17 protein-coding genes are annotated in these 20125 nt (G+C 70.5%); 4 read left to right on the top strand and 13 right to left on the bottom strand.

Translation table 11 applies throughout. From position 1 onward, the window contains the following. Positions 1 to 27: 27 nt before the first annotated feature. The 4 genes from ACZ4QV_RS15810 to ACZ4QV_RS15795 all read left to right on the top strand — a co-directional run bounded on the left by ACZ4QV_RS15810 (position 28) and on the right by ACZ4QV_RS15795 (position 5080). Positions 28 to 792: a toll/interleukin-1 receptor domain-containing protein gene (locus tag ACZ4QV_RS15810; protein ID WP_361637602.1), complete on the top strand. Its 765-nt coding sequence runs from the start codon at positions 28 to 30 to the stop codon at positions 790 to 792. Between the two features lie 320 nt (positions 793 to 1112). Further along, positions 1113 to 2771, top strand: a complete 1659-nt coding sequence (locus ACZ4QV_RS15805) for a hypothetical protein (protein WP_361637604.1) — start codon at positions 1113 to 1115, stop codon at positions 2769 to 2771. 17 nt (positions 2772 to 2788) lie between these two features. Continuing rightward, positions 2789 to 3970: a hypothetical protein gene (locus tag ACZ4QV_RS15800; RefSeq protein WP_361637606.1), complete on the top strand. Its 1182-nt coding sequence runs from the start codon at positions 2789 to 2791 to the stop codon at positions 3968 to 3970. Between the two features lie 372 nt (positions 3971 to 4342). After that, positions 4343 to 5080, top strand: coding sequence for a dienelactone hydrolase family protein (locus ACZ4QV_RS15795; RefSeq protein WP_361156035.1), 738 nt, complete (start codon positions 4343 to 4345; stop codon positions 5078 to 5080). 393 nt (positions 5081 to 5473) lie between these two features. On the opposite strand, the gene metK is transcribed toward ACZ4QV_RS15795, so the two are convergent. The 13 genes from metK to pyrR all read right to left on the bottom strand — a co-directional run bounded on the left by metK (position 5474) and on the right by pyrR (position 19994). Then, entirely contained in the window at positions 5474 to 6682 is a 1209-nt protein-coding gene (metK, locus tag ACZ4QV_RS15790) for a methionine adenosyltransferase (protein ID WP_361156038.1), read from the bottom strand. Between the two features lie 204 nt (positions 6683 to 6886). Further along, on the bottom strand, positions 6887 to 8203 hold the full coding sequence (coaBC, locus tag ACZ4QV_RS15785) for a bifunctional phosphopantothenoylcysteine decarboxylase/phosphopantothenate--cysteine ligase CoaBC (protein WP_361156041.1): 1317 nt from the start codon (positions 8201 to 8203) through the stop codon (positions 6887 to 6889). A gap of 163 nt (positions 8204 to 8366) precedes the next feature. After that, complete coding sequence (gene rpoZ, locus ACZ4QV_RS15780; protein ID WP_003982715.1) at positions 8367 to 8639, bottom strand: DNA-directed RNA polymerase subunit omega; 273 nt, start codon at positions 8637 to 8639, stop codon at positions 8367 to 8369. Between the two features lie 40 nt (positions 8640 to 8679). Then, positions 8680 to 9273, bottom strand: coding sequence for a guanylate kinase (gene gmk, locus ACZ4QV_RS15775; protein ID WP_125048152.1), 594 nt, complete (start codon positions 9271 to 9273; stop codon positions 8680 to 8682). Positions 9274 to 9311: 38 nt separating this feature from the next. Beyond that, positions 9312 to 9635 (bottom strand): integration host factor, encoded by a 324-nt coding sequence (locus ACZ4QV_RS15770; RefSeq protein WP_030999380.1) that lies wholly within the window; start codon positions 9633 to 9635, stop codon positions 9312 to 9314. Positions 9636 to 9827: 192 nt separating this feature from the next. Then, complete coding sequence (gene pyrF / locus ACZ4QV_RS15765) at positions 9828 to 10706, bottom strand: orotidine-5'-phosphate decarboxylase (RefSeq protein WP_361637610.1); 879 nt, start codon at positions 10704 to 10706, stop codon at positions 9828 to 9830. Continuing rightward, positions 10703 to 11815, bottom strand: coding sequence for a quinone-dependent dihydroorotate dehydrogenase (locus tag ACZ4QV_RS15760; protein WP_361156047.1), 1113 nt, complete (start codon positions 11813 to 11815; stop codon positions 10703 to 10705). Before ACZ4QV_RS15760 ends, pyrF begins: the two co-directional genes overlap by 4 nt. A 146-nt stretch (positions 11816 to 11961) precedes the next feature. Continuing rightward, the gene (carB, locus tag ACZ4QV_RS15755; RefSeq protein WP_361618916.1) at positions 11962 to 15273 is read right to left on the bottom strand and encodes a carbamoyl-phosphate synthase large subunit; all 3312 of its coding nucleotides are present in this window, start codon (positions 15271 to 15273) and stop codon (positions 11962 to 11964) included. Further along, complete coding sequence (carA, locus tag ACZ4QV_RS15750; RefSeq protein WP_361156053.1) at positions 15266 to 16447, bottom strand: glutamine-hydrolyzing carbamoyl-phosphate synthase small subunit; 1182 nt, start codon at positions 16445 to 16447, stop codon at positions 15266 to 15268. Before carA ends, carB begins: the two co-directional genes overlap by 8 nt. Then, the gene (locus ACZ4QV_RS15745) at positions 16444 to 17025 is read right to left on the bottom strand and encodes a PH-like domain-containing protein (protein WP_361592006.1); all 582 of its coding nucleotides are present in this window, start codon (positions 17023 to 17025) and stop codon (positions 16444 to 16446) included. Before ACZ4QV_RS15745 ends, carA begins: the two co-directional genes overlap by 4 nt. Next, a complete protein-coding gene (locus ACZ4QV_RS15740) occupies positions 17022 to 18317 on the bottom strand; it encodes a dihydroorotase (RefSeq protein WP_361156058.1) in 1296 nt (431 codons plus the stop codon). The genes ACZ4QV_RS15745 and ACZ4QV_RS15740 overlap by 4 nt, the downstream gene beginning before the upstream one ends. Positions 18318 to 18319: 2 nt before the next feature. Then, positions 18320 to 19324: an aspartate carbamoyltransferase catalytic subunit gene (locus ACZ4QV_RS15735; RefSeq protein WP_361156060.1), complete on the bottom strand. Its 1005-nt coding sequence runs from the start codon at positions 19322 to 19324 to the stop codon at positions 18320 to 18322. Positions 19325 to 19418: 94 nt separating this feature from the next. Further along, a complete protein-coding gene (pyrR, locus tag ACZ4QV_RS15730) occupies positions 19419 to 19994 on the bottom strand; it encodes a bifunctional pyr operon transcriptional regulator/uracil phosphoribosyltransferase PyrR (RefSeq protein ID WP_361156063.1) in 576 nt (191 codons plus the stop codon). Positions 19995 to 20125: the final 131 nt, after the last annotated feature.

Genomic DNA, 20125 nt, shown 5'->3' with positions numbered 1-20125 from the left:
ATCGTCCTGCACCGACCAGGAGATCCTGTGACTCAGCGACCCGAGATATTCATCAATTACCGCACGGCGGACGCACCGGACGGTGCCGCTCTCATCGAAAACCATCTGTCCCAGCGGTTCGGTACGGAGCTGGTTTTCCGGGACGGTAAATCGATCCCGGCGGGCAGCCTCTTCCCCGAAGCGCTGCGGTCAGCCGTACGGAACTGCAGCGTGCTGCTGGCCGTCATCGGACCACGGTGGCTGGACAGCCTCCGTGGACAGGCCACGGACGGCGGAGACGACTGGACGTGCCGCGAGATCGCCGAAGCCCTGGAGAGCGGAGCCCAGGTCATTCCCGTCCTCATCGGTCCGGACACCGCCCCGCCGGCCGCCGACCGGCTGCCGGTCGGTATCCGTGAACTCACGCGCCGCCAATATCGCCGGGTCACCTCCTACACCTCGCACGACGACCTGGACCTGCTCGCCGACGAACTCGCCCGGCTGGTTCCCCGGCTGGGTGAGGCGGATTCCCGGGCCGCCCGGGACGGCGATGGCGAAGCACGGACCCGCAACACCGTCGACGGCAATCACGGCACGGTCTTCCAGGCGGGCACCATCGGCACCGCGCTCAACAAGCCGAGCGGTGCCGTGCACAGTGGCCAAGGGAACCAGTACGTCAACTCGCACCAAGGAGACCAGTACACCCACTCCAACCACCAGTCCGGGGGAAGCGGAGTCCATTTCACCGGTGGAAACCAGGGCGGTATCAGCTTCAACGCCACTCCGCCCCAGGACGAGAGCGAAGGCCGGTGACCGAATTCATCGGGACGGCTCTCGGTGACGCTTCCGGGCCCCTGCATTCCGGGGCCGGCGACCAGTACATCTACTTCGGCTCGTCAGCCACCGGTGCTCCCCGCCGTCCTCCACGGGACGCCGCCCGGGACGAACTCTTCCGGCTGCACCGCCGGTTCGTCTTCCCGCCGGGTTTCGAGAGCGCCCGGACCCGCCTTTCCGAATACCGCACCGTCCTGATCAGCGGCCCCGTCGGCAGCGGGCGCAGCGCGGCGGCGCGCGAGCTGCTGTACGAACGGCAGCAGGGCAGCGGCAGCCGCTTCGTCAGACTGCCGGACCGGGTGGAGGAGAAGGACGGGTCGGACGGGTCCATTCTTCACCCGGACGACGTCCAGCAGTCCGACTTGATGCTGTTGGATCTCACGGCTGCCGGGCCGGACGTACTGGAGCAAGCGCAACGGGAGATGTCCGAGTTCCGCGCCGCCGTACAGGCGAAGTCCGCCTGGCTCACCGTCGCGCTGCCGTCCGAAACCCGTGTCCACGACGACTTGAGCGGCTTGCGCGTCGCAGTGGGCCGGCCGGAAGCCCTCAAGGTGCTGCGCAGGCACTTGCACGCCGAGCACATCGTCCCGGAGGAGGCCGAATTCTCCCGAGCCGAGCTGACCTCGTTTCTCGCCACCGCGCACATGCGCGAGGTCGCCCGGTTCGCGGACCTCGTCAAGCAGTTCCGCGATCAGACGGCTGCGGAGACCGGCCACTTCACGGACTGGCTGGACCGCGCCCTGGCCGCCACCCTCCGACGGCAGGACGAGGTACGCGAAATTCTGGCGCGGTCCTCCGGGGCGCAACGCGCCCTCTTCCTGTCGTGCGCCATGCTGCACGGAGCCCGCGGGCAGGTCGTCCAGAAAGCGGCCGCCCAATTGCTGCGGGCCGCGGAAGAGCCGCATGTGGTGCAGCCTCTGCTCAGCCGTACGGCACTGCCGCACCGACTGGCGGACGTCGGCGCGGAACTGACGGCCGGTGGCCGGGTGGTGTTCCGCGGCCTTCGTTACGACGAAGCGGTCAGCGACTGTTTCTGGGACGATTTCCCGGAATTACGGCCCGTCCTGCGCGTCTGGACGGACCGCCTGGTCCGGGACTCCGCTGCCGTCGGCGAGCGGCCCGACGATCTCGTTCTGCGCTATGCCCGGCAGTGTCTGCGTACCGAAAGCCCCGAAGAGCTGTCCGGAGCCGCGGTCGCGTGGGCCTCCGTATCCGGCGGAACACCGTCCTGGCTGCATCGATCGGCCTACCTCGCCCTGGACACCGGGCTGCGCGACGAGACGCACGGTGGCCATTTCCGGGAGAAGACCTACGAATGGGCGATCAGCCGGCAGCCGAGCCCCGGATTGGTACGGGTTCTGGTCGGTGTCTGTTCCGGGGCCATGGCTGTCCAGCACCCCGACAGCGCTTTGGTACGGCTCCTGCACCTCGCTCGCCGGGAAACCGCCGATACCGCGCCCATCGCCCACGACGCACTGTTCGACCTGGCCTTTTCCGAAGGCCGCCTGACCCGGCGCCTCCTGGACCGCATCGACCGCGCTTGGGGGCGGCAGCTCTCTCCTCGGCGCCGCGCCCGCGAAATCGAGTTGTTCCGGCGGCTCGCCGAACCGGAACGCTTCGCCGACCCAGGAGGCCGGACTCGGCCGCTGATTGCCGAACCAGCCGTACGGAGGCAATTGACCGCCGGCTGGCGCGCGGTTCTCACGGCGCGCCCATTCGCCGAATGCCGTGCCGGAACAGCCGACTGGCTACGGGCCGCCCGCAAGTGGCCGGCTGCGCGGGAAAGCGTTCTGGATGTTCTGGTGCATGCCTGTGAGGGACGCGGCGATCTTCTCGGTGAACTCTACGCACTGGACTGGCACCTGCCGTGCGCCTCCGAGGAAGAGCAAGCGGCGAAGGCGGACGTCTCGGCACTGGTCTGGCGGAAAATCAACGCCGCGCAAAATGTGAGCGGCTGAATCGGGGGACAGGAAAGATGAGTTCGGGACATAAGACCTTCACCATGTTCGTCACGGTGATCGGCGAACTGCTCGTCGCCATCGCCGGGCTGGCGCTGGACTGGCAGCCGTTGTGGCTGTGGCCCACGCTGGCCGTGTCCCTGCTGGCCGGAGCGGTCACCGTGTTCGTGGTCACCGACCGCAGGAAGCCGTTGATTCCGCGGGAGGCGCTCGCCGACCCCGATCTGCCGATCCCTCCCCGAGAGCCGCAGGAACGTTTCATCACCGACGTGGCGCTGCCCAGTCAATCGCCCGACTACGACTTCCTCTTCTCCGCCCGGATCCGCTGGGCCGTCCTCGACGAATCCGGTTACGGCCCTCCGGTGAGCCCCGGCGGCCTGGCCGTGAGCGCCATACTGGAGCGCGCCCGCGCCGTCACCGCTCAGCAGTTGCCGCTGCGCTGTTCGCTGATCCAGCACCAGCTTGGCGGGGTCCTGGGCACCATGCAAGGCGATGCGTCCGGCCGTGTCCTGGCGATGGCCGATGCCGTCACCCTCACCCTGAGCGAGCCCGACCGCGACCGGCTGAGCAAACTGTCGACCGTGCGCAAGGACGAGGCCGTCTGGGAACACGAGCGCAAGTACGAGAAGAGCAAACGCGCCTACCTGGGCGACGACGTACTCAAAGACCCCGGCAGCGCCGTCGTCTGGTACCTGTCCCGGAACGAGGAAGCGATCGAGCACACCGTCGACCTGATCGGCACCCTCACCCGGCTCGCCGGAGCGGCCAACACCAGGGACTTCCCCGAACCTGCCGAGGTGGAGGAAGCGGCCGCACCACCGTCGGCCGACGGGCACCGCCCGCACACCACGTGGGAAGACGCCACCGCCGGCCCGGGACACGGCGAGCCGGGCCCCGGTCCCGGAACCGTCGACTGCGTCAGCCACCTGCTGAAGGAGCTGGGCATCCCCGACACAGCGGAGGGCGCGATGCTGGCCCAGCGCGTCGCGGAGAACATCGCCAAGTGTTCCGGCCCGGTCGCGGCCGAAGCGGCAGCGGCCGTCCGCGATCATTTCGCTCCGCCCGCTCCCCCACCGTACGAGAACGCCGTTCCGGAGGACACCGGCCCGGAGCCTGAGCCCCCGGGGCCCGGACCGTCTGCGCCCGCGGACCCCGGCCCCGAACCCCCTTCGGCCCAGAAGCCCCCACCAGGGGCGTGACCGAGACACGCGCCAAAGGGGCACCGGAATGGTCTCGAAGCCGTGCGCGTCTGCTGCCCGCCACCCATTCGGCTCAGCGTCGTGGGGAGCAGGACCTGACCACCGCCGGACTCGGCGAGGCCACCTGAACCGTGAGACGAACCAACAGGTGACGCCCTTCCCGGGTGCGGGCCGGTATGTCCCTAAAACTTGCCGCGACGGTCCGCCTCCAACACCGTGGCCTGGGCGAATGATCCGATAGCGCTGCCGTGGGGACGGGGTCGGTGACGGTTCTCATGAGCCCTCGCCGCATTTCAGAGGGATACCCGCGCCGTTCTGCCAGCAGCAGAACAGCGGCCGGGCCGGGCTCGACGATCACTACAGTCCAGCCTCATGACGATGATTACGACGCGTACGGTCGAGTATCCGGCCGACGGCCTGACGATGACCGGGCACCTCGCGCTACCGGCCGGTGTCGACCGCCGGCCCGCGGTGCTGCTCGGACCAGAGGGCACGGGGCTCAGCGACGTCGAGCGCCGCCGGGCCGACGCTCTCGCCGAACTGGGATATGTAGCGCTGGCCTTCGACCTTCACGGCGGGCGCTATTTGAGTGACCCCGAGGAGATGCTGGCCCGTTGCCTGCCGCTGCTCGCCGACCCCGACCGGATGCGGGGCATCGGCCATGCGGCGCTCGACGTGTTGCGCGCCGAACCGCGGACCGATCCCGACCGGATCGCCGCCATCGGCTACGGCACCGGGGGCGCCATCGGGCTGGAACTCGGGCGCGACGGCGTCAGCCTGCGCGCGATCGGGACAGTCAATGCACTGACCACAGGCCGACCGGGCGAGGCGGCGCGCATTCGCTGCCCGGTGTGGGCCGGGGTCGGGTCGGAAGACCCGATCATGCCGCCCGCGCAACGGGACGCGTTCACCGCCGAGATGCAGGCCGCGGGCGTCGACTGGCGCCTCGCGGTCTACGGCGGCGCCTTGCACGCCTTCCACCACCCGCCGGTCGATCACACCGTGCGTCCCGGCGTCGGCCACCACCCACGGCACGCGCAGCGAGCCTGGCGCGACATCGTCGACCTGCTCGCCGAGTGCCTGCCCGTGACAGAGGATCTGGCGGCCTGACCCCGGCAAACATGCAGGCGCCAGGCATGGCCGGCGTCGGGCGCTGACATCCCTCCCCCAAGTCCGCGCAGCGGAATGGCATGCGGGCAGAAGTCCGGGGTCGAAGACGTAGTCAAAACTGCCGCAGCAAACACTGGATCGACCGCGACAGGGCCCCTGCGGCCATCATCCCGGCCTGCGGCGGGACGTCCCGGCCGCAAGGGTGAGATGTACGCATCAACTGCGGTGTCACCGTACCGACCCTGCGCCGAGGCGCATCGAGATCACCTCATTGCCCCTTCGGCGCGTATCTCGGCTGCACCCGCGCCCCAGCCCTGACCCCGCCCACGCCAAAGGCCCGCCCCGAAAGGGCGGGCCTCCGGCGTCGTGCAGGTGCGGAACCGGTGCGGAGCCTTACAGCCCCACAGCCCTCCGCAGCGCCTCCACCCGGTCCGTGCGCTCCCAGGTGAACTCGTCCAGTTCGCGGCCGAAGTGGCCGTAGGCGGCGGTCTGGGCGTAGATGGGGCGCAGCAGGTCGAGGTCGCGGATGATGGCGGCCGGGCGGAGGTCGAAGACCTCGGCGATGGCGTTCTCGATCTTGTCGACGTCGACGGTGGCGGTGCCGAAGGTCTCGACGAACAGACCCACCGGCTCGGCCTTGCCGATGGCGTAGGCGACCTGGACCTCGCAGCGGGCGGCCAGCCCGGCCGCTACGACGTTCTTGGCGACCCAGCGCATGGCGTAGGCGGCCGAGCGGTCGACCTTGGACGGGTCCTTGCCGGAGAAGGCGCCGCCGCCGTGGCGGGACATGCCGCCGTACGTGTCGATGATGATCTTGCGGCCGGTCAGGCCGGCGTCTCCCATCGGGCCGCCGATCTCGAAGCGGCCGGTGGGGTTGACCAGCAGGCGGTAGCCGTCGGTGTCCAGCTTGATGCCGTCCTCGACGAGCTGGTTGAGGACGTGCTCGACGACGAATTCGCGGATGTCGGGAGCGAGCAGGGAGTCCAGGTCGATGTCGCTCGCGTGCTGCGAGGAGACGACGACGGTGTCGAGGCGGACGGCCTTGTGGCCGTCGTACTCGATGGTGACCTGGGTCTTGCCGTCGGGGCGCAGGTACGGGATGGTCCCGTTCTTGCGGACCTCGGACAGGCGCTTGGAGAGGCGGTGCGCGAGGTTGATCGGGAGCGGCATCAGCTCCGGGGTCTCGTCGCAGGCGTAGCCGAACATCAGGCCCTGGTCGCCCGCGCCCTGCTTGTCCAGCTCGTCCTCGTCGCCCTCGACGCGCTTCTCGTAGGCGGTGTCGACGCCCTGGGCGATGTCGGGGGACTGTGCGCCGATCGAGACGGAGACGCCGCAGGAGGCGCCGTCGAAGCCCTTCTTCGACGAGTCGTAGCCGATCTCCAGAACCTTGTTGCGCACGAGGTTGGGGATGTCGGCGTACGCCTTCGTCGTCACCTCGCCGGCCACATGGACCAGGCCGGTGGTGATCAACGTCTCGACGGCGACCCGGGAGGTCGGGTCCTCCTTCAGGAGGGCGTCGAGAATGGTGTCGCTGATCTGGTCAGCGATCTTGTCGGGGTGACCCTCGGTGACGGACTCCGAGGTGAACAGGCGGCGGGACACATCGCTCCCTGGGGTTGCAGCGGCTGCTGGCTGATCATTGGCGGAAAGGCCGAGAGCTGCGCTCGGCGCGATCCGGGGCCAGTTTATCGGTCATGAGCCGCGTTCGGGCACGCAGTCTCGATTTCTGGACCCGCCGTGACCTGGGACACCTTGCCGGAGAGAGGAAGATCTCGTTCCGGCAACGGCTCGGAAGAGGCTTTTCGATCACGGGGAGGGCGGGGAAGGAGGGGCCTGCGGGGCGGTCAGGCGGGGGGCCACCAAGTCCCAGATCCGGTCCGAGAGGGCTTCTTTTGGACCGTACGGTACGGGGGTCTCGGCGCCGTCGGCGGCCAGGATCACCGCCTCGTTCGCGGCCGACCCGAACGCCTTGTGGTCGCCGACCTCGTTGACGACCAGCAGGTCGCAGCCCTTCCGGGCGAGTTTGGCGCGGCCGTTGGCGAGGACGTCGTCGGTCTCGGCGGCGAAGCCGACGACCACCTGGCCCGGGCGGGGGCGTTCCGCGGAGATCTCGGCGAGGATGTCCGGATTACGGACCAGGGTCACCGGCTCGGGCTCCTCGCCGTCCTTCTTCTTGATCTTGCCGGTGGCGTACGCGGCGGGACGGAAGTCGGCCACGGCTGCCGCCATGACCACCGCGTCGGCGTCCGCCGCGGCCTTCAGCACGGCCTCGCGGAGCTGGACGGCCGTACCGATGTGCACGACGTCCACCCCGGCCGGGTCGGGCAGCTCGCTGTTGCCGGCGACGAGGGTGACGCGGGCGCCGCGGGCCACGGCGGTGCGGGCGAGCGCGTACCCCTGCTTGCCGGAGGAACGGTTGCCCAGGAAGCGGACCGGGTCCAGGGGCTCGCGGGTGCCGCCGGCGCTGATCACGACGTGCCGGCCGGCGAGGTCCTGGGTGAGGCCGAGCGGGCCGCGGGCCAGGACACGGCGGCAGGTCTCGAAGATCTCAACCGGGTCGGGGAAGCGGCCCTTTCCGGTGTCCACGCCGGTCAGGCGGCCGACGGCGGGTTCGATGACGACGGCGCCGCGGCGGCGCAGCGTGGCGACGTTCTCCTGGGTGGCCGGGTGCTCCCACATCTCGGTGTGCATCGCCGGAGCGAAGATCACCGGACATCGCGCGGTGAGGAGGGTGTTGGTGAGCAGGTCGTCCGCCAGGCCGTGCGCGGCCTTGGCCAGCATGTCGGCCGTGCAGGGGGCCACCACGACCAGGTCGGCGGACTGGCCGATGCGCACGTGCGGGACCTCGTGGACCGACTCCCAGACCTCGGTGGAGGCCGGGTTGCCGGAGAGCGCGGCCCAGGTGGCCTCGCCGACGAAGTGCAGGGACGCCGCGGTCGGCACGACCCGGACGTCGTGCCCGGACTCGGTGAGCCGGCGCAGCAGCTCGCACGCCTTGTACGCGGCGATGCCGCCGCTGACTCCGAGGACGACCTCGGGGCGGCGGTCCGCGCCGCCCCCGTCCGCCGCGCCGGTTCCGTGCGCCGGTCCGGCGGCCGGCTGCGGCTGTGTCGGCTTGTCCATCGCGTTCTCTCCCCACGCCGTGGGTTCCGTCCCCGCGGGGTGCGGACCCGGTTGGTCATCTGTCCCATGACACACCAAGGGCCCGGCAGCGGCGCTGCCGGGCCCTTGGTGAAGGCATCGGGGCGGAATCCTCAGGACGCCGTACCGCTCGACGCCGCACTGCTCACTGAGCCGGGCCCTCGACGGCCTCGGAGGTCAGCAGGCCCGCGTTGATCTCACGGAGCGCGATCGACAGGGGCTTCTCGTGCACGTGGGTGTCGACCAGCGGGCCGACGTACTCCAGCAGGCCCTCGCCGAGCTGCGAGTAGTACGCGTTGATCTGGCGGGCGCGCTTGGCGGCGTAGATCACGAGGCTGTACTTCGAGTCGGTTGCCTCGAGAAGCTCATCAATCGGCGGGTTGATGATGCCCTCGGGCGCGGTGATGGAAGAGGACACTCTCTGCCTTCCGAAGGGGGGGTGAAAACCGGTGTAAAGATCAAAGAACCTTCATCAAGGCTAGCAGCTCACGGCTGACGTCCTCGACGGAGGTGTTGACCAGGGTGACGTCGAACTCGGTCTCTGCGGCGAGCTCGACCTTGGCGGCCGTCAGACGGCGCTCGATGACCTCGGGCGCCTCCGTACCCCGGCCGGTGAGCCGGCGGACCAGTTCCTCCCAGCTCGGCGGGGCCAGGAAGACCAGCTGGGCCTCCGTCATGGACTCGCGGACCTGCCGCGCGCCCTGGAGGTCGATCTCCAGCAGGACGGGCTCGCCGGCCTCCAGGCGGTCCTGGACGGCCTTGCGCGGCGTGCCGTAGCGGTTCCCCGCGAATTCGGCCCACTCCAGCAGTTCGCCGTTGGCGACGAGCTTGTCGAATTCCTCGTCGTCCACGAAGAAGTACTGGACGCCGTGCCGCTCCCCGGGGCGCGGCTTGCGGGTGGTGGCCGACACCGAGAGCCAAACCTCGGGGTGGACCTTGCGCATATGGGCGACGACCGTGCTCTTCCCGACCCCGGAGGGGCCGGAGAGCACGGTCAGCCGCGGACGGGAGTCCGGGGATGCGGGGGATGAGCCCCGGGGTGTTGCAGCCATGCGGCGATTATTCCAGTTCCCCGGCGGTGCCAGAAAACTCAGCCGGCCTTGCTGCCGAATTCCCGCTCCAGGGCAGCGATCTGGTTGGTGCCCAGACCGCGGACCCGGCGGCTCTCGGAGATGCCGAGCCGCTCCATGATCTGCTTGGCGCGGACCTTGCCCACGCCGGGCATGGACTCCAGGAGGGCGGAGACCTTCATCTTGCCGATGACGTCGTTCTCCTGGCCCTGCTTGATGACGTCATGGAGGGAGGCGCCGGAGTTTTTGAGCCGATTCTTGACCTCGGCGCGCTCCCGGCGAGCCGCGGCGGCCTTTTCGAGCGCGGCTGCGCGCTGTTCAGGGGTAAGGGGCGGAAGAGCCACGCCTACGTCACCTCGGATGTAGAACTGTCGGATACGGACCGGTGTGGAACCTAGTCGCCCCGCACCTGCGGGGCAACGAGCAACGCGCTTACGTGCACTGCTCTCGTCGGAGACTAGCGGCCAAGGCGCTCGGAGTCAGCGAGAACAGACGAAAAGTCCTGGTCAGACTCTGCTGACCAGGACATATCGGGACTAAAGCCCCTGCCGTTCGACCGCTGTACGCACCTCGGCGACCGCCGTACGCACCTCGGCGGCACATCCGAGGGCGGCCGCGCGAAGTGCCGCGACGTCCGGACCGTGCCGCAGCACCCCCCGGCTGACGCTCGGCACGACGTTGCGGACCGCGGCACCGAAGACCCGCGGGAGGTCTGCGGGGGTCGCGCCCTGGGCACCGATGCCGGGCGCGAGCAGCGGTCCGCCGGTCGCCAGGTCGTACGAGGACAGGTCGCCGAGCGTGGCGCCGACGACGGCTCCGTACGAGCCCAGCTCCCCGCGGGCGGCCGCGTCGGCGTTCGCCGCCTTCAGGTGGCCCAGCACGGTCGCGGCCACGGTACGGCCGTCGGCCCGTACGGCGTGCTGGACCTCCTGCCCCTCGGGGTTCGAGGTCAGCGCGAGGGCGAACAGGCCGCAGCCGTTCTCCCGGGCCAGGTCGACGGCCGGACGCAGCGATCCGAAGCCCAGGTACGGACTGACCGTGACCGCGTCGGAGAACAGCGGGGAGGCCGGGTCCAGGTAGGTGGCGGCGTACGCGGCCATGGTGGAACCGATGTCGCCGCGCTTGGCGTCCATCAGCACGAGGGCACCGGCCTGCCGGGCCGCCGCGACGGTCTCCTCCAGGACGGCGACGCCGCGCGAGCCGAAGCGCTCGAAGAAGGCGGACTGCGGCTTGAGGACGGCGACCCGGTCGGCCAGCGCCTCCACGACGGTCCGCGAGAAGGCCGCCAGGCCCGCCACGTCGTCGTTCAGGCCCCAGTCGGCCAGCAGCGAGGCGTGCGGGTCGATGCCGACGCAGAGCGGGCCGCGGGCGTCCATGGCGCGGCGCAGGCGGGCGCCGAAGGATTCGGGGCTCACGAGGAGGTCACCTTCCTGTGCTCGGCGCCGACGGCGTCGGCGAGGGTGGCGTACGGACTGTTGCGCAGGCGGGCGGCGAGGCCCTTGTGGATCGCGCGGGCGTAGAACGGGCCCTCGTAGACGAAGGCGCTGTAGCCCTGTACGAGGGTGGCACCCGCGAGGATGCGCTGCCAGGCGTCCTCGGCGTTCTCGATGCCGCCGACGCCGACCAGGGTGACGCGGTCGCCGACGCGGGCGTACAGGCGGCGCAGCACCTCCAGGGAGCGGGCCTTGACCGGGGCGCCGGACAGGCCGCCGGTCTCCTGGACCAGGGCCGGGTCGGAGGCCAGGCCGAGGCTGTCGCGGGCGACGGTGGTGTTGGTGGCGATGATGCCGTCCAGGCCCAGTTCCACGGCGAGGTCGGCGACCGCGTCCACGTCCTCGTCGGCGAGGTCCGGGGCGATCTTGACCAGCAGCGGGACGCGGCGCCCGGTGACGGTACGGTCGGCCGCCTCACGGACCGCGGCGAGCAGCGGGCGCAGGTGGTCGACGGCCTGGAGGTTGCGCAGGCCGGGGGTGTTCGGCGAGGAGACGTTGACGACCAGGTAGTCGGCGTGGCCGGCGAGGCGCTCCGTGGAGGTCACGTAGTCGGCGATCGCCGCGTCCTCCGGGACGACCTTGGTCTTGCCGATGTTGACGCCCAGCGTCGTGCGGAAGACCGGGTTGCGGGCCGCCAGGCGGGCCGCCACGGCCGCCGAACCGTCGTTGTTGAAGCCCATCCGGTTGATGAGCGCGCGGTCCGGTACGAGGCGGAACAGGCGCTTCTTGGGGTTGCCGGGCTGCGGCTCGGCGGTGACCGTGCCGATCTCGACGTGGTCGAAGCCGAGCATGGCCATGCCGTCGATCGCGACGGCGTTCTTGTCGAAGCCGGCGGCCAGCCCGAAGGGACCGTGCATCCGGCGGCCCAGGGCCTCGGTGCGCAGCTCCTTGTAGCGAGGGGCCAGCACGGCCGCGGCGAAGGTGCGCAGCACCGGGATGCGCGCGGTCAGCTTGATCCAGCGGAAGGCCAGGTGGTGGGCCTTCTCGGGGTCCATACGCCGGAAGATCAGTTTGAAGAAGAGGGAGTACACGAGCGGGCGGGGCCTTCCGCGGGTCGAGGAGGTCGGAGGGGACGGGGCTCATGAACGGTCCCGGTGAGGGCGGGGCTCATGAATGTTCCCGGCGGGACGGGGCTCATGAAGAGGGGGACACCGCGTGGTGTCCCCCTCCGGTGGCCCTACTCCTCGCGGGCCGCGGTCAGCTGCCGCGCGTGTTCCTGGAGGGAGCGCACGCCCACGTCGCCGCGGGTCAGCGCCTCGATGCCCTGGACGGCTGCGGCCAGCGCCTGGACCGTGGTCAGGCACGGAACGGCGCGGGCGACGGCCGCGGTGCGGATGTCGTAGCCGTCCAGGCGGCCGCCGGTGCCGTACGGCGTGTTGACGATGAGGTCGACCTCGCCGTCGTGGATGAGCTGGACGATGGTCTTCTCGCCGTTGGGGCCCTCGCCCTCGCTCTTCTTGCGCACGACGGTGGCGTTGATGCCGTTGCGGCGCAGCACCTCGGCGGTGCCGGAGGTGGCGAGCAGTTCGAAGCCGTGGGCGACCAGCTCCCGCGCCGGGAAGATCATCGAGCGCTTGTCGCGGTTGGCGACGGAGACGAACGCGCGGCCCTTGGTGGGCAGCGCGCCGTACGCACCGGCCTGCGACTTGGCGTACGCCGTGCCGAAGACCGAGTCGATGCCCATGACCTCGCCGGTGGAGCGCATCTCCGGGCCCAGCACGGTGTCCACGCCGTGCCCCGCGGCGTCGCGGAAGCGCGACCAGGGCATGACGGCCTCCTTGACGGAGATCGGCGAGTCCAGCGGCAGCGTGCCGCCGTCGCCGCTCCTGGGCAGCATGCCCTCGGCGCGCAGCTCGGCGACGGTGGCGCCCAGCGAGATCCGCGCGGCGGCCTTGGCCAGCGGCACCGCGGTGGCCTTCGAGGTGAAGGGGACGGTGCGCGAGGCGCGCGGGTTGGCCTCCAGCACGTACAGGATGTCGCCGGCCATCGCGAACTGGATGTTGATCAGTCCGCGCACGCCGACGCCCTTGGCGATGGCCTCGGTGGAGGCGCGCAGCCGCTTGATGTCGTAGCCGCCGAGCGTGATGGGCGGCAGCGCGCACGCGGAGTCGCCGGAGTGGATGCCGGCTTCCTCGATGTGCTCCATGACGCCGCCGAGGTAGAGCTCGTGGCCGTCGTAGAGGGCGTCCACGTCGATCTCGATGGCGTCGTCCAGGAAGCGGTCGATGAGGACCGGGTGCTGGTCGATGAGGCCGGCGTGCCGCTCCAGGTACTCCCCCAGCGACGGCTCGTCGTAGACGATCTCCATGCCGCGGCCGCCCAGGACGTAGGACGGCCGGACCATGACCGGGTAGCCGATCTCGGCGGCGATGCCCTTGGCCTCGGCGAAGGAGTAGGCGGTGCCGTACTTGGGGGCGGGCAGGCCCGCGTCGGTCAGCACCTGGCCGAACGCGCCGCGCTCCTCGGCCAGGTCGATGGCCTCCGGCGAGGTGCCGACGATCGGTACGCCGTTGTCCTTGAGCGCCTGCGCCAGGCCCAGCGGGGTCTGGCCGCCGAGCTGGACGACGACGCCGGCGACCGGGCCCGCCTGCTGCTCGGCGTGCACGATCTCCAGGACGTCCTCCAGGGTGAGCGGCTCGAAGTAGAGCCGGTCGGAGGTGTCGTAGTCGGTGGAGACGGTCTCCGGGTTGCAGTTGACCATGACGGTCTCGTAGCCCGCGTCGCTCAGCGCGAAGGAGGCGTGGACGCAGGAGTAGTCGAACTCGATGCCCTGGCCGATGCGGTTCGGGCCGGAACCCAGGATGATCACGGCGGGCTTCTCGCGCGGCGCGACCTCGCTCTCCTCGTCGTAGGACGAGTAGAAGTACGGGGTCTTCGCGGCGAACTCGGCGGCGCAGGTGTCCACCGTCTTGTAGACGGGGCGGACGCCGAGCGCGTGCCGGACCTCGCGGACGACGTCCTCGGTCAGGCCGCGGATCGCGGCGATCTGGGCGTCGGAGAAGCCGTGCCGCTTGGCGTACGCCAGGACCTCGGGGCCGAGCTGGTCGGCGGCCGCGATCTCGTCGGCGATCTCCTTGACCAGGAAGAGCTGGTCGACGAACCACGGGTCGATCTTCGTGGCGTCGAAGACCTCCTCGGGGGTGGCGCCGGCCCGGATGGCCTGCATGACGGTGTTGATCCGGCCGTCGGTGGGGATCTCGGCCTTCACCAGCAGCTCGGTCTTGTCGCCCGGGTCGCCGGTGAAGTCGAACTGGCTGCCCTTCTTCTCCAGGGAGCGCAGCGCCTTGTTGAGCGCCTCGGTGAAGTTGCGGCCGATGGCCATGGCCTCGCCGACCGACTTCATGGTGGTGGTCAGCCGGGCGTCCGCCGCCGGGAACTTCTCGAAGGCGAAGCGCGGGACCTTGACGACGACGTAGTCGAGGGTGGGCTCGAAGGACGCCGGGGTCTGCTCGGTGATGTCGTTGGGGATCTCGTCGAGCGTGTAGCCGACGGCCAGCCGGGCGGCGATCTTCGCGATCGGGAAGCCGGTGGCCTTGGAGGCGAGCGCGGAGGAGCGCGAGACGCGCGGGTTCATCTCGATGACGATGACCCGGCCGTCGACGGGGTTGACGGCGAACTGGATGTTGCAGCCACCGGTGTCCACGCCGACCTCGCGGATCACGGCGATGCCGACGTCCCGCAGGATCTGGTACTCGCGGTCGGTGAGCGTCATCGCCGGCGCGACGGTGATGGAGTCACCGGTGTGCACGCCCATCGGGTCGAAGTTCTCGATGGAGCAGACGACCACGACGTTGTCGTTCTTGTCGCGCATCAGCTCCAGCTCGTACTCCTTCCAGCCGAGGATGGACTCCTCCAGGAGCACCTCGGTGGTCGGCGACAGAGTCAGGCCCTGGCCGGCGATACGGCGCAGCTCCTCCTCGTCGTGGGCGAAGCCGGAGCCGGCGCCGCCCATGGTGAAGGAGGGACGGACGACGACCGGGTAGCCGCCCAGCTCCTCGACGCCCTTCAGGACGTCGTCCATGGTGTGGCAGATGTAGGAGCGGGCGGACTCGCCGTGGCCGATCTTGCGGCGGACGGCCTCCACGACCTCCTTGAACAGGTCGCGGTCCTCACCCTTGTTGATCGCCTCGACGTTGGCGCCGATCAGTTCGACGCCGTACTGCTCCAGGGTGCCGGACTGGTGCAGCGAGATCGCGGTGTTCAGCGCGGTCTGGCCGCCCAGGGTGGGCAGCAGGGCGTCCGGGCGCTCCTTGGCGATGATCTTCTCGACGAACTCCGGGGTGATCGGCTCGACGTACGTGGCGTCGGCGATCTCCGGGTCGGTCATGATCGTGGCCGGGTTGGAGTTGACCAGGACGACCCGCAGGCCCTCGGCCTTCAGGACCCGGCACGCCTGCGTACCGGAGTAGTCGAACTCGGCTGCCTGGCCGATGACGATCGGGCCGGAGCCGATGACCAGGACGGACTGGATATCGGTGCGCTTAGGCACGCTGGCCCTCCATGAGCTGGACGAAGCGGTCGAACAGGTAGGCCGCGTCGTGCGGACCCGCGGCGGCCTCGGGGTGGTACTGGACGCTGAAGGCCGGCCGGTCGAGGAGCTGGAGCCCCTCCACCACGTTGTCGTTGAGGCAGACGTGGGAGACCTCGGCGCGGCCGTAGGGGGTCTCGGAGACCTGGTCGAGCGGCGCGTCGACGGCGAAGCCGTGGTTGTGCGCGGTGACCTCGACCTTGCCGGTCGTACGGTCCTGCACCGGCTGGTTGATGCCGCGGTGCCCGTACTTCAGCTTGTACGTGCCGAAGCCCAGCGCGCGGCCGAGGATCTGGTTGCCGAAGCAGATGCCGAACAGCGGCGTGCCGCGCTCCAGGACCGCCTGCATGACGGAGACCGGGTGGTCGGCAGTGGCCGGGTCGCCCGGGCCGTTGGAGAAGAAGACACCGTCGGGGTTGACGGCGTACACGTCCTCGGCGCTCGCCGTGGCGGGCAGCACGTGCACCTCTATGCCGCGCTCGGCCATGCGGTGCGGGGTCATGCCCTTGATGCCCAGGTCGACCGCGGCGACGGTGAAGCGCTTGGTGCCCTGCGCGGGCACGACGTACGCCTCCTTGGTGGCCACCTCGGCGGACAGGTCGGCGCCCTTCATCTGCGGGGCCGCGTGCACCTTGGCGAGCAGCGCCGCCTCGTCGGCGAGACCGGTGCCGGACGGGCCGTCGAGGCCGGGGCCGGAGAAGATGCCGACCCGCATCGCACCGCGTTCGCGCAGGTGGCGGGTGAGCGCGCGGGTGTCGATGCCGCTGATGCCGACGACGCCCTGGGCGGCCAGCTCGTCGTCGAGGGAGCGGGCCGAGCGCCAGTTGGACGGGGTGCGGGCGGGGTCGCGTACGACGAAGCCGGACACCCAGATGCGGGCGGACTCCGGGTCCTCGTCGTTGACGCCCGTGTTGCCGATGTGCGGGGCGGTCATGACGACGACCTGGCGGTGGTACGAGGGGTCGGTCAGCGTCTCCTGGTAGCCGGTCATGCCGGTGGAGAACACCGCCTCGCCGAAGGTCTCCCCCACGGCCCCGTAGGCGCGGCCGCGGAAGCTGCGGCCGTCCTCCAGGACGAGTATGGCGGGAGACGCCGCCCTCCTCTGCGAGGCGTTCCCCTGGATGGAGGTCGTCATCGTGCGCCTTCCGTTTCGGTGGTCTTGCTGTTCTTGCCGGTCAGCTCGGTCAGAGCGGTGACCCATGTGGTGTGCTCGGCGGCCCGGTCGGACCGGAAGCCGGAGTCGAGTTCCTTGTCGCCGTGCGCCCAGGTGATCACCAGCAGGCCGCCCTCGGGCAGGACCTTGCCGGCGATGCCCTTGTCCAGGCGGGCGCCGCGCAGCGCGGCGGCCGGGACGAAGAAGTCCTGCGCACCGGGCCGTACGACGTCCAGGCCGGCGTCCGTCAGGGTCAGCTCGGCGCGGCTGCGGGTGCCCAGGCCGCGGGCGACGACGCGGTCCAGCCACTGTCCGGCGGTGGTGGAACCGTGGTAGCGGCCGGTCATCGTCAGCCGCGGCTCCCCGGTGTCCTCGGGCGCCGTGGGCAGCTCGGGCAGGTCGCCCTGGAGGGTGCCGCGCCACTTCCAGCCCTCGCGCATCAGCCAGTACAGGAGCGCGACGAACAGGAGCAGTCCGACGACCCAGCCGATCCGGGCCGCCCAGTCGGTGACCTCGGCGGACTTCTGCTCGGCTGCCAGTTGGATGATTGAAGATGTCACGCCAGTTTCCCGTCCACGACCGTTGCCCGGCCCCGCAGGAAGGTGTGGGTCACGCGACCCGGCAGCTCACGGCCCTCGTAGGGCGTGTTGCGGCTGCGGGAGGCGAAGCCCGCGGGGTCCACGGGTCCACGGTATGCCGGATCGAGCAGCGTGAGGTTGGCGGGCTCGCCAGGCGAGACCGGACGGCCGTGCCCCTTGAGACGGCCGATCTCCGCGGGGCGGCTGGACATCCGGTCGGCGACGCCGGCCCAGTCGAGCAGGCCGGTGTCGACCATCGTGTGCTGGACGACGGAGAGCGCCGTCTCCAGGCCGACCATGCCCATGGCGGCCGCGCCCCACTCGCAGTCCTTGTCCTCGTGCGGGTGCGGGGCGTGGTCGGTGGCGACGCAGTCGATGGTGCCGTCGGCCAGCGCCTCGCGCAGCGCGAGCACGTCGGCCTCGGTACGCAGCGGCGGGTTCACCTTGTAGACGGGGTTGTAGGACCGGACCAGCTCGTCGGTCAGCAGCAGGTGGTGCGGGGTGACCTCGGCGGTGACGTTCCAGCCCTTGGACTTGGCCCAGCGGACGATCTCGACGGACCCGGCGGTGGACAGGTGGCAGATGTGCACCCGCGAACCGACGTGCGCGGCGAGCAGCACGTCCCGCGCGATGATCGACTCCTCGGCCACCGCGGGCCAGCCGGCCAGGCCCAGCTCGGCGGAGACGATGCCCTCGTTCATCTGGGCGCCCTCGGTCAGCCGGGGCTCCTGGGCGTGCTGGGCGATCACGCCGTCGAAGGCCTTCACGTACTCCAGCGCGCGGCGCATGATCACCGCGTCGTCCACGCACTTGCCGTCGTCGGAGAAGACCCGGACGCCCGCGGCCGAGTCGTGCATGGCGCCCAGCTCGGCGAGCTTCTTGCCCTCCAGGCCCACGGTCACCGCGCCGACCGGCTGGACATCGCAGTAGCCGGACTCCTTGCCCAGGCGCCAGACCTGCTCGACGACGCCCGCGGTGTCGGCGACGGGGAAGGTGTTGGCCATGGCGTGCACGGCGGTGAACCCGCCGACGGCGGCGGCCTTGGTGCCGGTCAGGACGGTCTCGGAGTCCTCACGGCCCGGCTCGCGCAGGTGGGTGTGCAGGTCCACCAGGCCGGGCAGCAGGATCTGGCCCGCGGCCTCGACGACGGTGGCGTCCTCGGCACTGGAGACGGTCAGGTCCGTACCGACGGCGGTGATCGTGCCGTCGGTGATCAGGACGTCCTGCGGCTCGCCACCCAGGACCTTCGCCCCGCGGATCAGGGTCTTGCTCATGATTACTTGCTCTCCTCGGTACGAATGGAGGGGCGGCGCGCAGCGCCTCCGTCCGGGGTGGTGGTGACGGCGGGCTCGTTGCCGCCCAGCAGCAGGTACAGGACGGCCATCCGGATGCTGACACCGTTGGCCACCTGCTCGACGGCGGTGCAGCGCGGCGAGTCGGCGACCTCGGCGGTGATCTCCATGCCGCGGTTCATCGGTCCTGGGTGCATCACGATCGCGTGGTCGGGCATCCGGCCCATCCGGTCGCCGTCCAGTCCGTAGCGCCGGGCGTACTCCCGCTCGGTGGGGAAGAAGGCGGCGTTCATCCGCTCGCGCTGGACGCGCAGCATCATCACCGCGTCCGACTTGGTCAGCACCGCGTCCAGGTCGTAGCTGACCTCGCACGGCCACCGCTCGACACCGACCGGCACCAGCGTGGGCGGCGCGACCAGCGTCACCTCGGCCCCCAGGGTGGTCAGCAGGTGGACGTTGGAGCGGGCGACCCGGCTGTGCAGGATGTCGCCGACGATGGTGATGTGGCGTCCGGACAGGTCCTGGCCCGCGCCGTCGGTCAGGTGCCGGCGCATGGTGAAGGCGTCCAGCAGCGCCTGGGTGGGGTGTTCGTGCGTACCGTCGCCCGCGTTGACGACCGAGCCGCCGATCCAGCCGGAGGTGGCCAGGCGGTGCGGGGCGCCGGAGTCCCCGTGCCGGATGACGACGGCGTCCGCGCCCATCGCCTCCAGGGTCAGCGCGGTGTCCTTCAGCGACTCGCCCTTGGAGACGGACGAGCCCTTCGCGGAGAAGTTGATGACGTCCGCCGACAGCCGCTTGGCGGCCGCCTCGAAGGAGATGCGGGTGCGCGTGGAGTCCTCGAAGAAGAGGTTGACGACGGTGCGTCCGCGCAAGGTGGGGAGCTTCTTGATCGGCCGGTCCGCCACCCGGGCCATCTCCTCGGCGGTGTCGAGGATCAGGACGGCGTCGTCGCGGGTGAGGTCGGCGGCCGAGATGAGATGACGCTTCATCCGGTTTTCTCCGTGATTGATGGAGGTGTACGGGTATGTCCGTCGAGCAGGCATGACTGGCGGCCCGGCCGTACCGGGTCCGTCCAGAGAGGCGCTACTGCTCGCCGGCCGGGGCGGTCTGCTTGACGCCGAGCAGCACGGCGTCGCGGCCGTCCTCCTCGGTGAGCAGGACCTTGACCGTCTCCCGCAGCGACGTGGGGAGGTTCTTGCCCACGTAGTCGGCACGGATCGGCAGCTCGCGGTGGCCGCGGTCGACCAGGACCGCGAGCTGCACGGCGCGCGGCCGGCCGATGTCGTTGAGGGCGTCGAGCGCGGCGCGGATGGTCCGGCCGGAGAAGAGCACGTCGTCGACGAGGAGGACCACACGGCCCTCGATGCCGTCACCGGGGATGTCGGTGCGCGCGAGGGCGCGCGCCGGACCCAGGCGCAGGTCGTCGCGGTACATCGTGATGTCGAGCGAGCCGACCGGTACGGCGCGGCCGGTGATCTCTTCGAGCTTGGCGGCCAGCCGGCGGGCGAGGAAGACCCCGCGGGTGGGGATGCCGAGGAGCACCACGTCGTCGGCGCCCTTGGCGCGTTCGACGATCTCGTGGGCGATGCGGGTGAGCATGCGCGTGATGTCCGGCCCTTCGAGGACCGGACGCGCAGCGTTGGAGCTGGGGGCGTCCATGACGAACGGACCTCCTTCTCCGCCTCACAGGACGGACTTTAAAGGACGTCGGGGTTACGCCGTTCACGGTACCAGGAGCCGCGGCGGAGTCCGAGCGCACCCCTTCGGGGCCACCGTGTGACTCATTCGGC

This window comes from Streptomyces sp. NPDC026394, from assembly GCF_055567735.1.
This window is presented reverse-complemented; position numbering and strand designations above follow the sequence as displayed.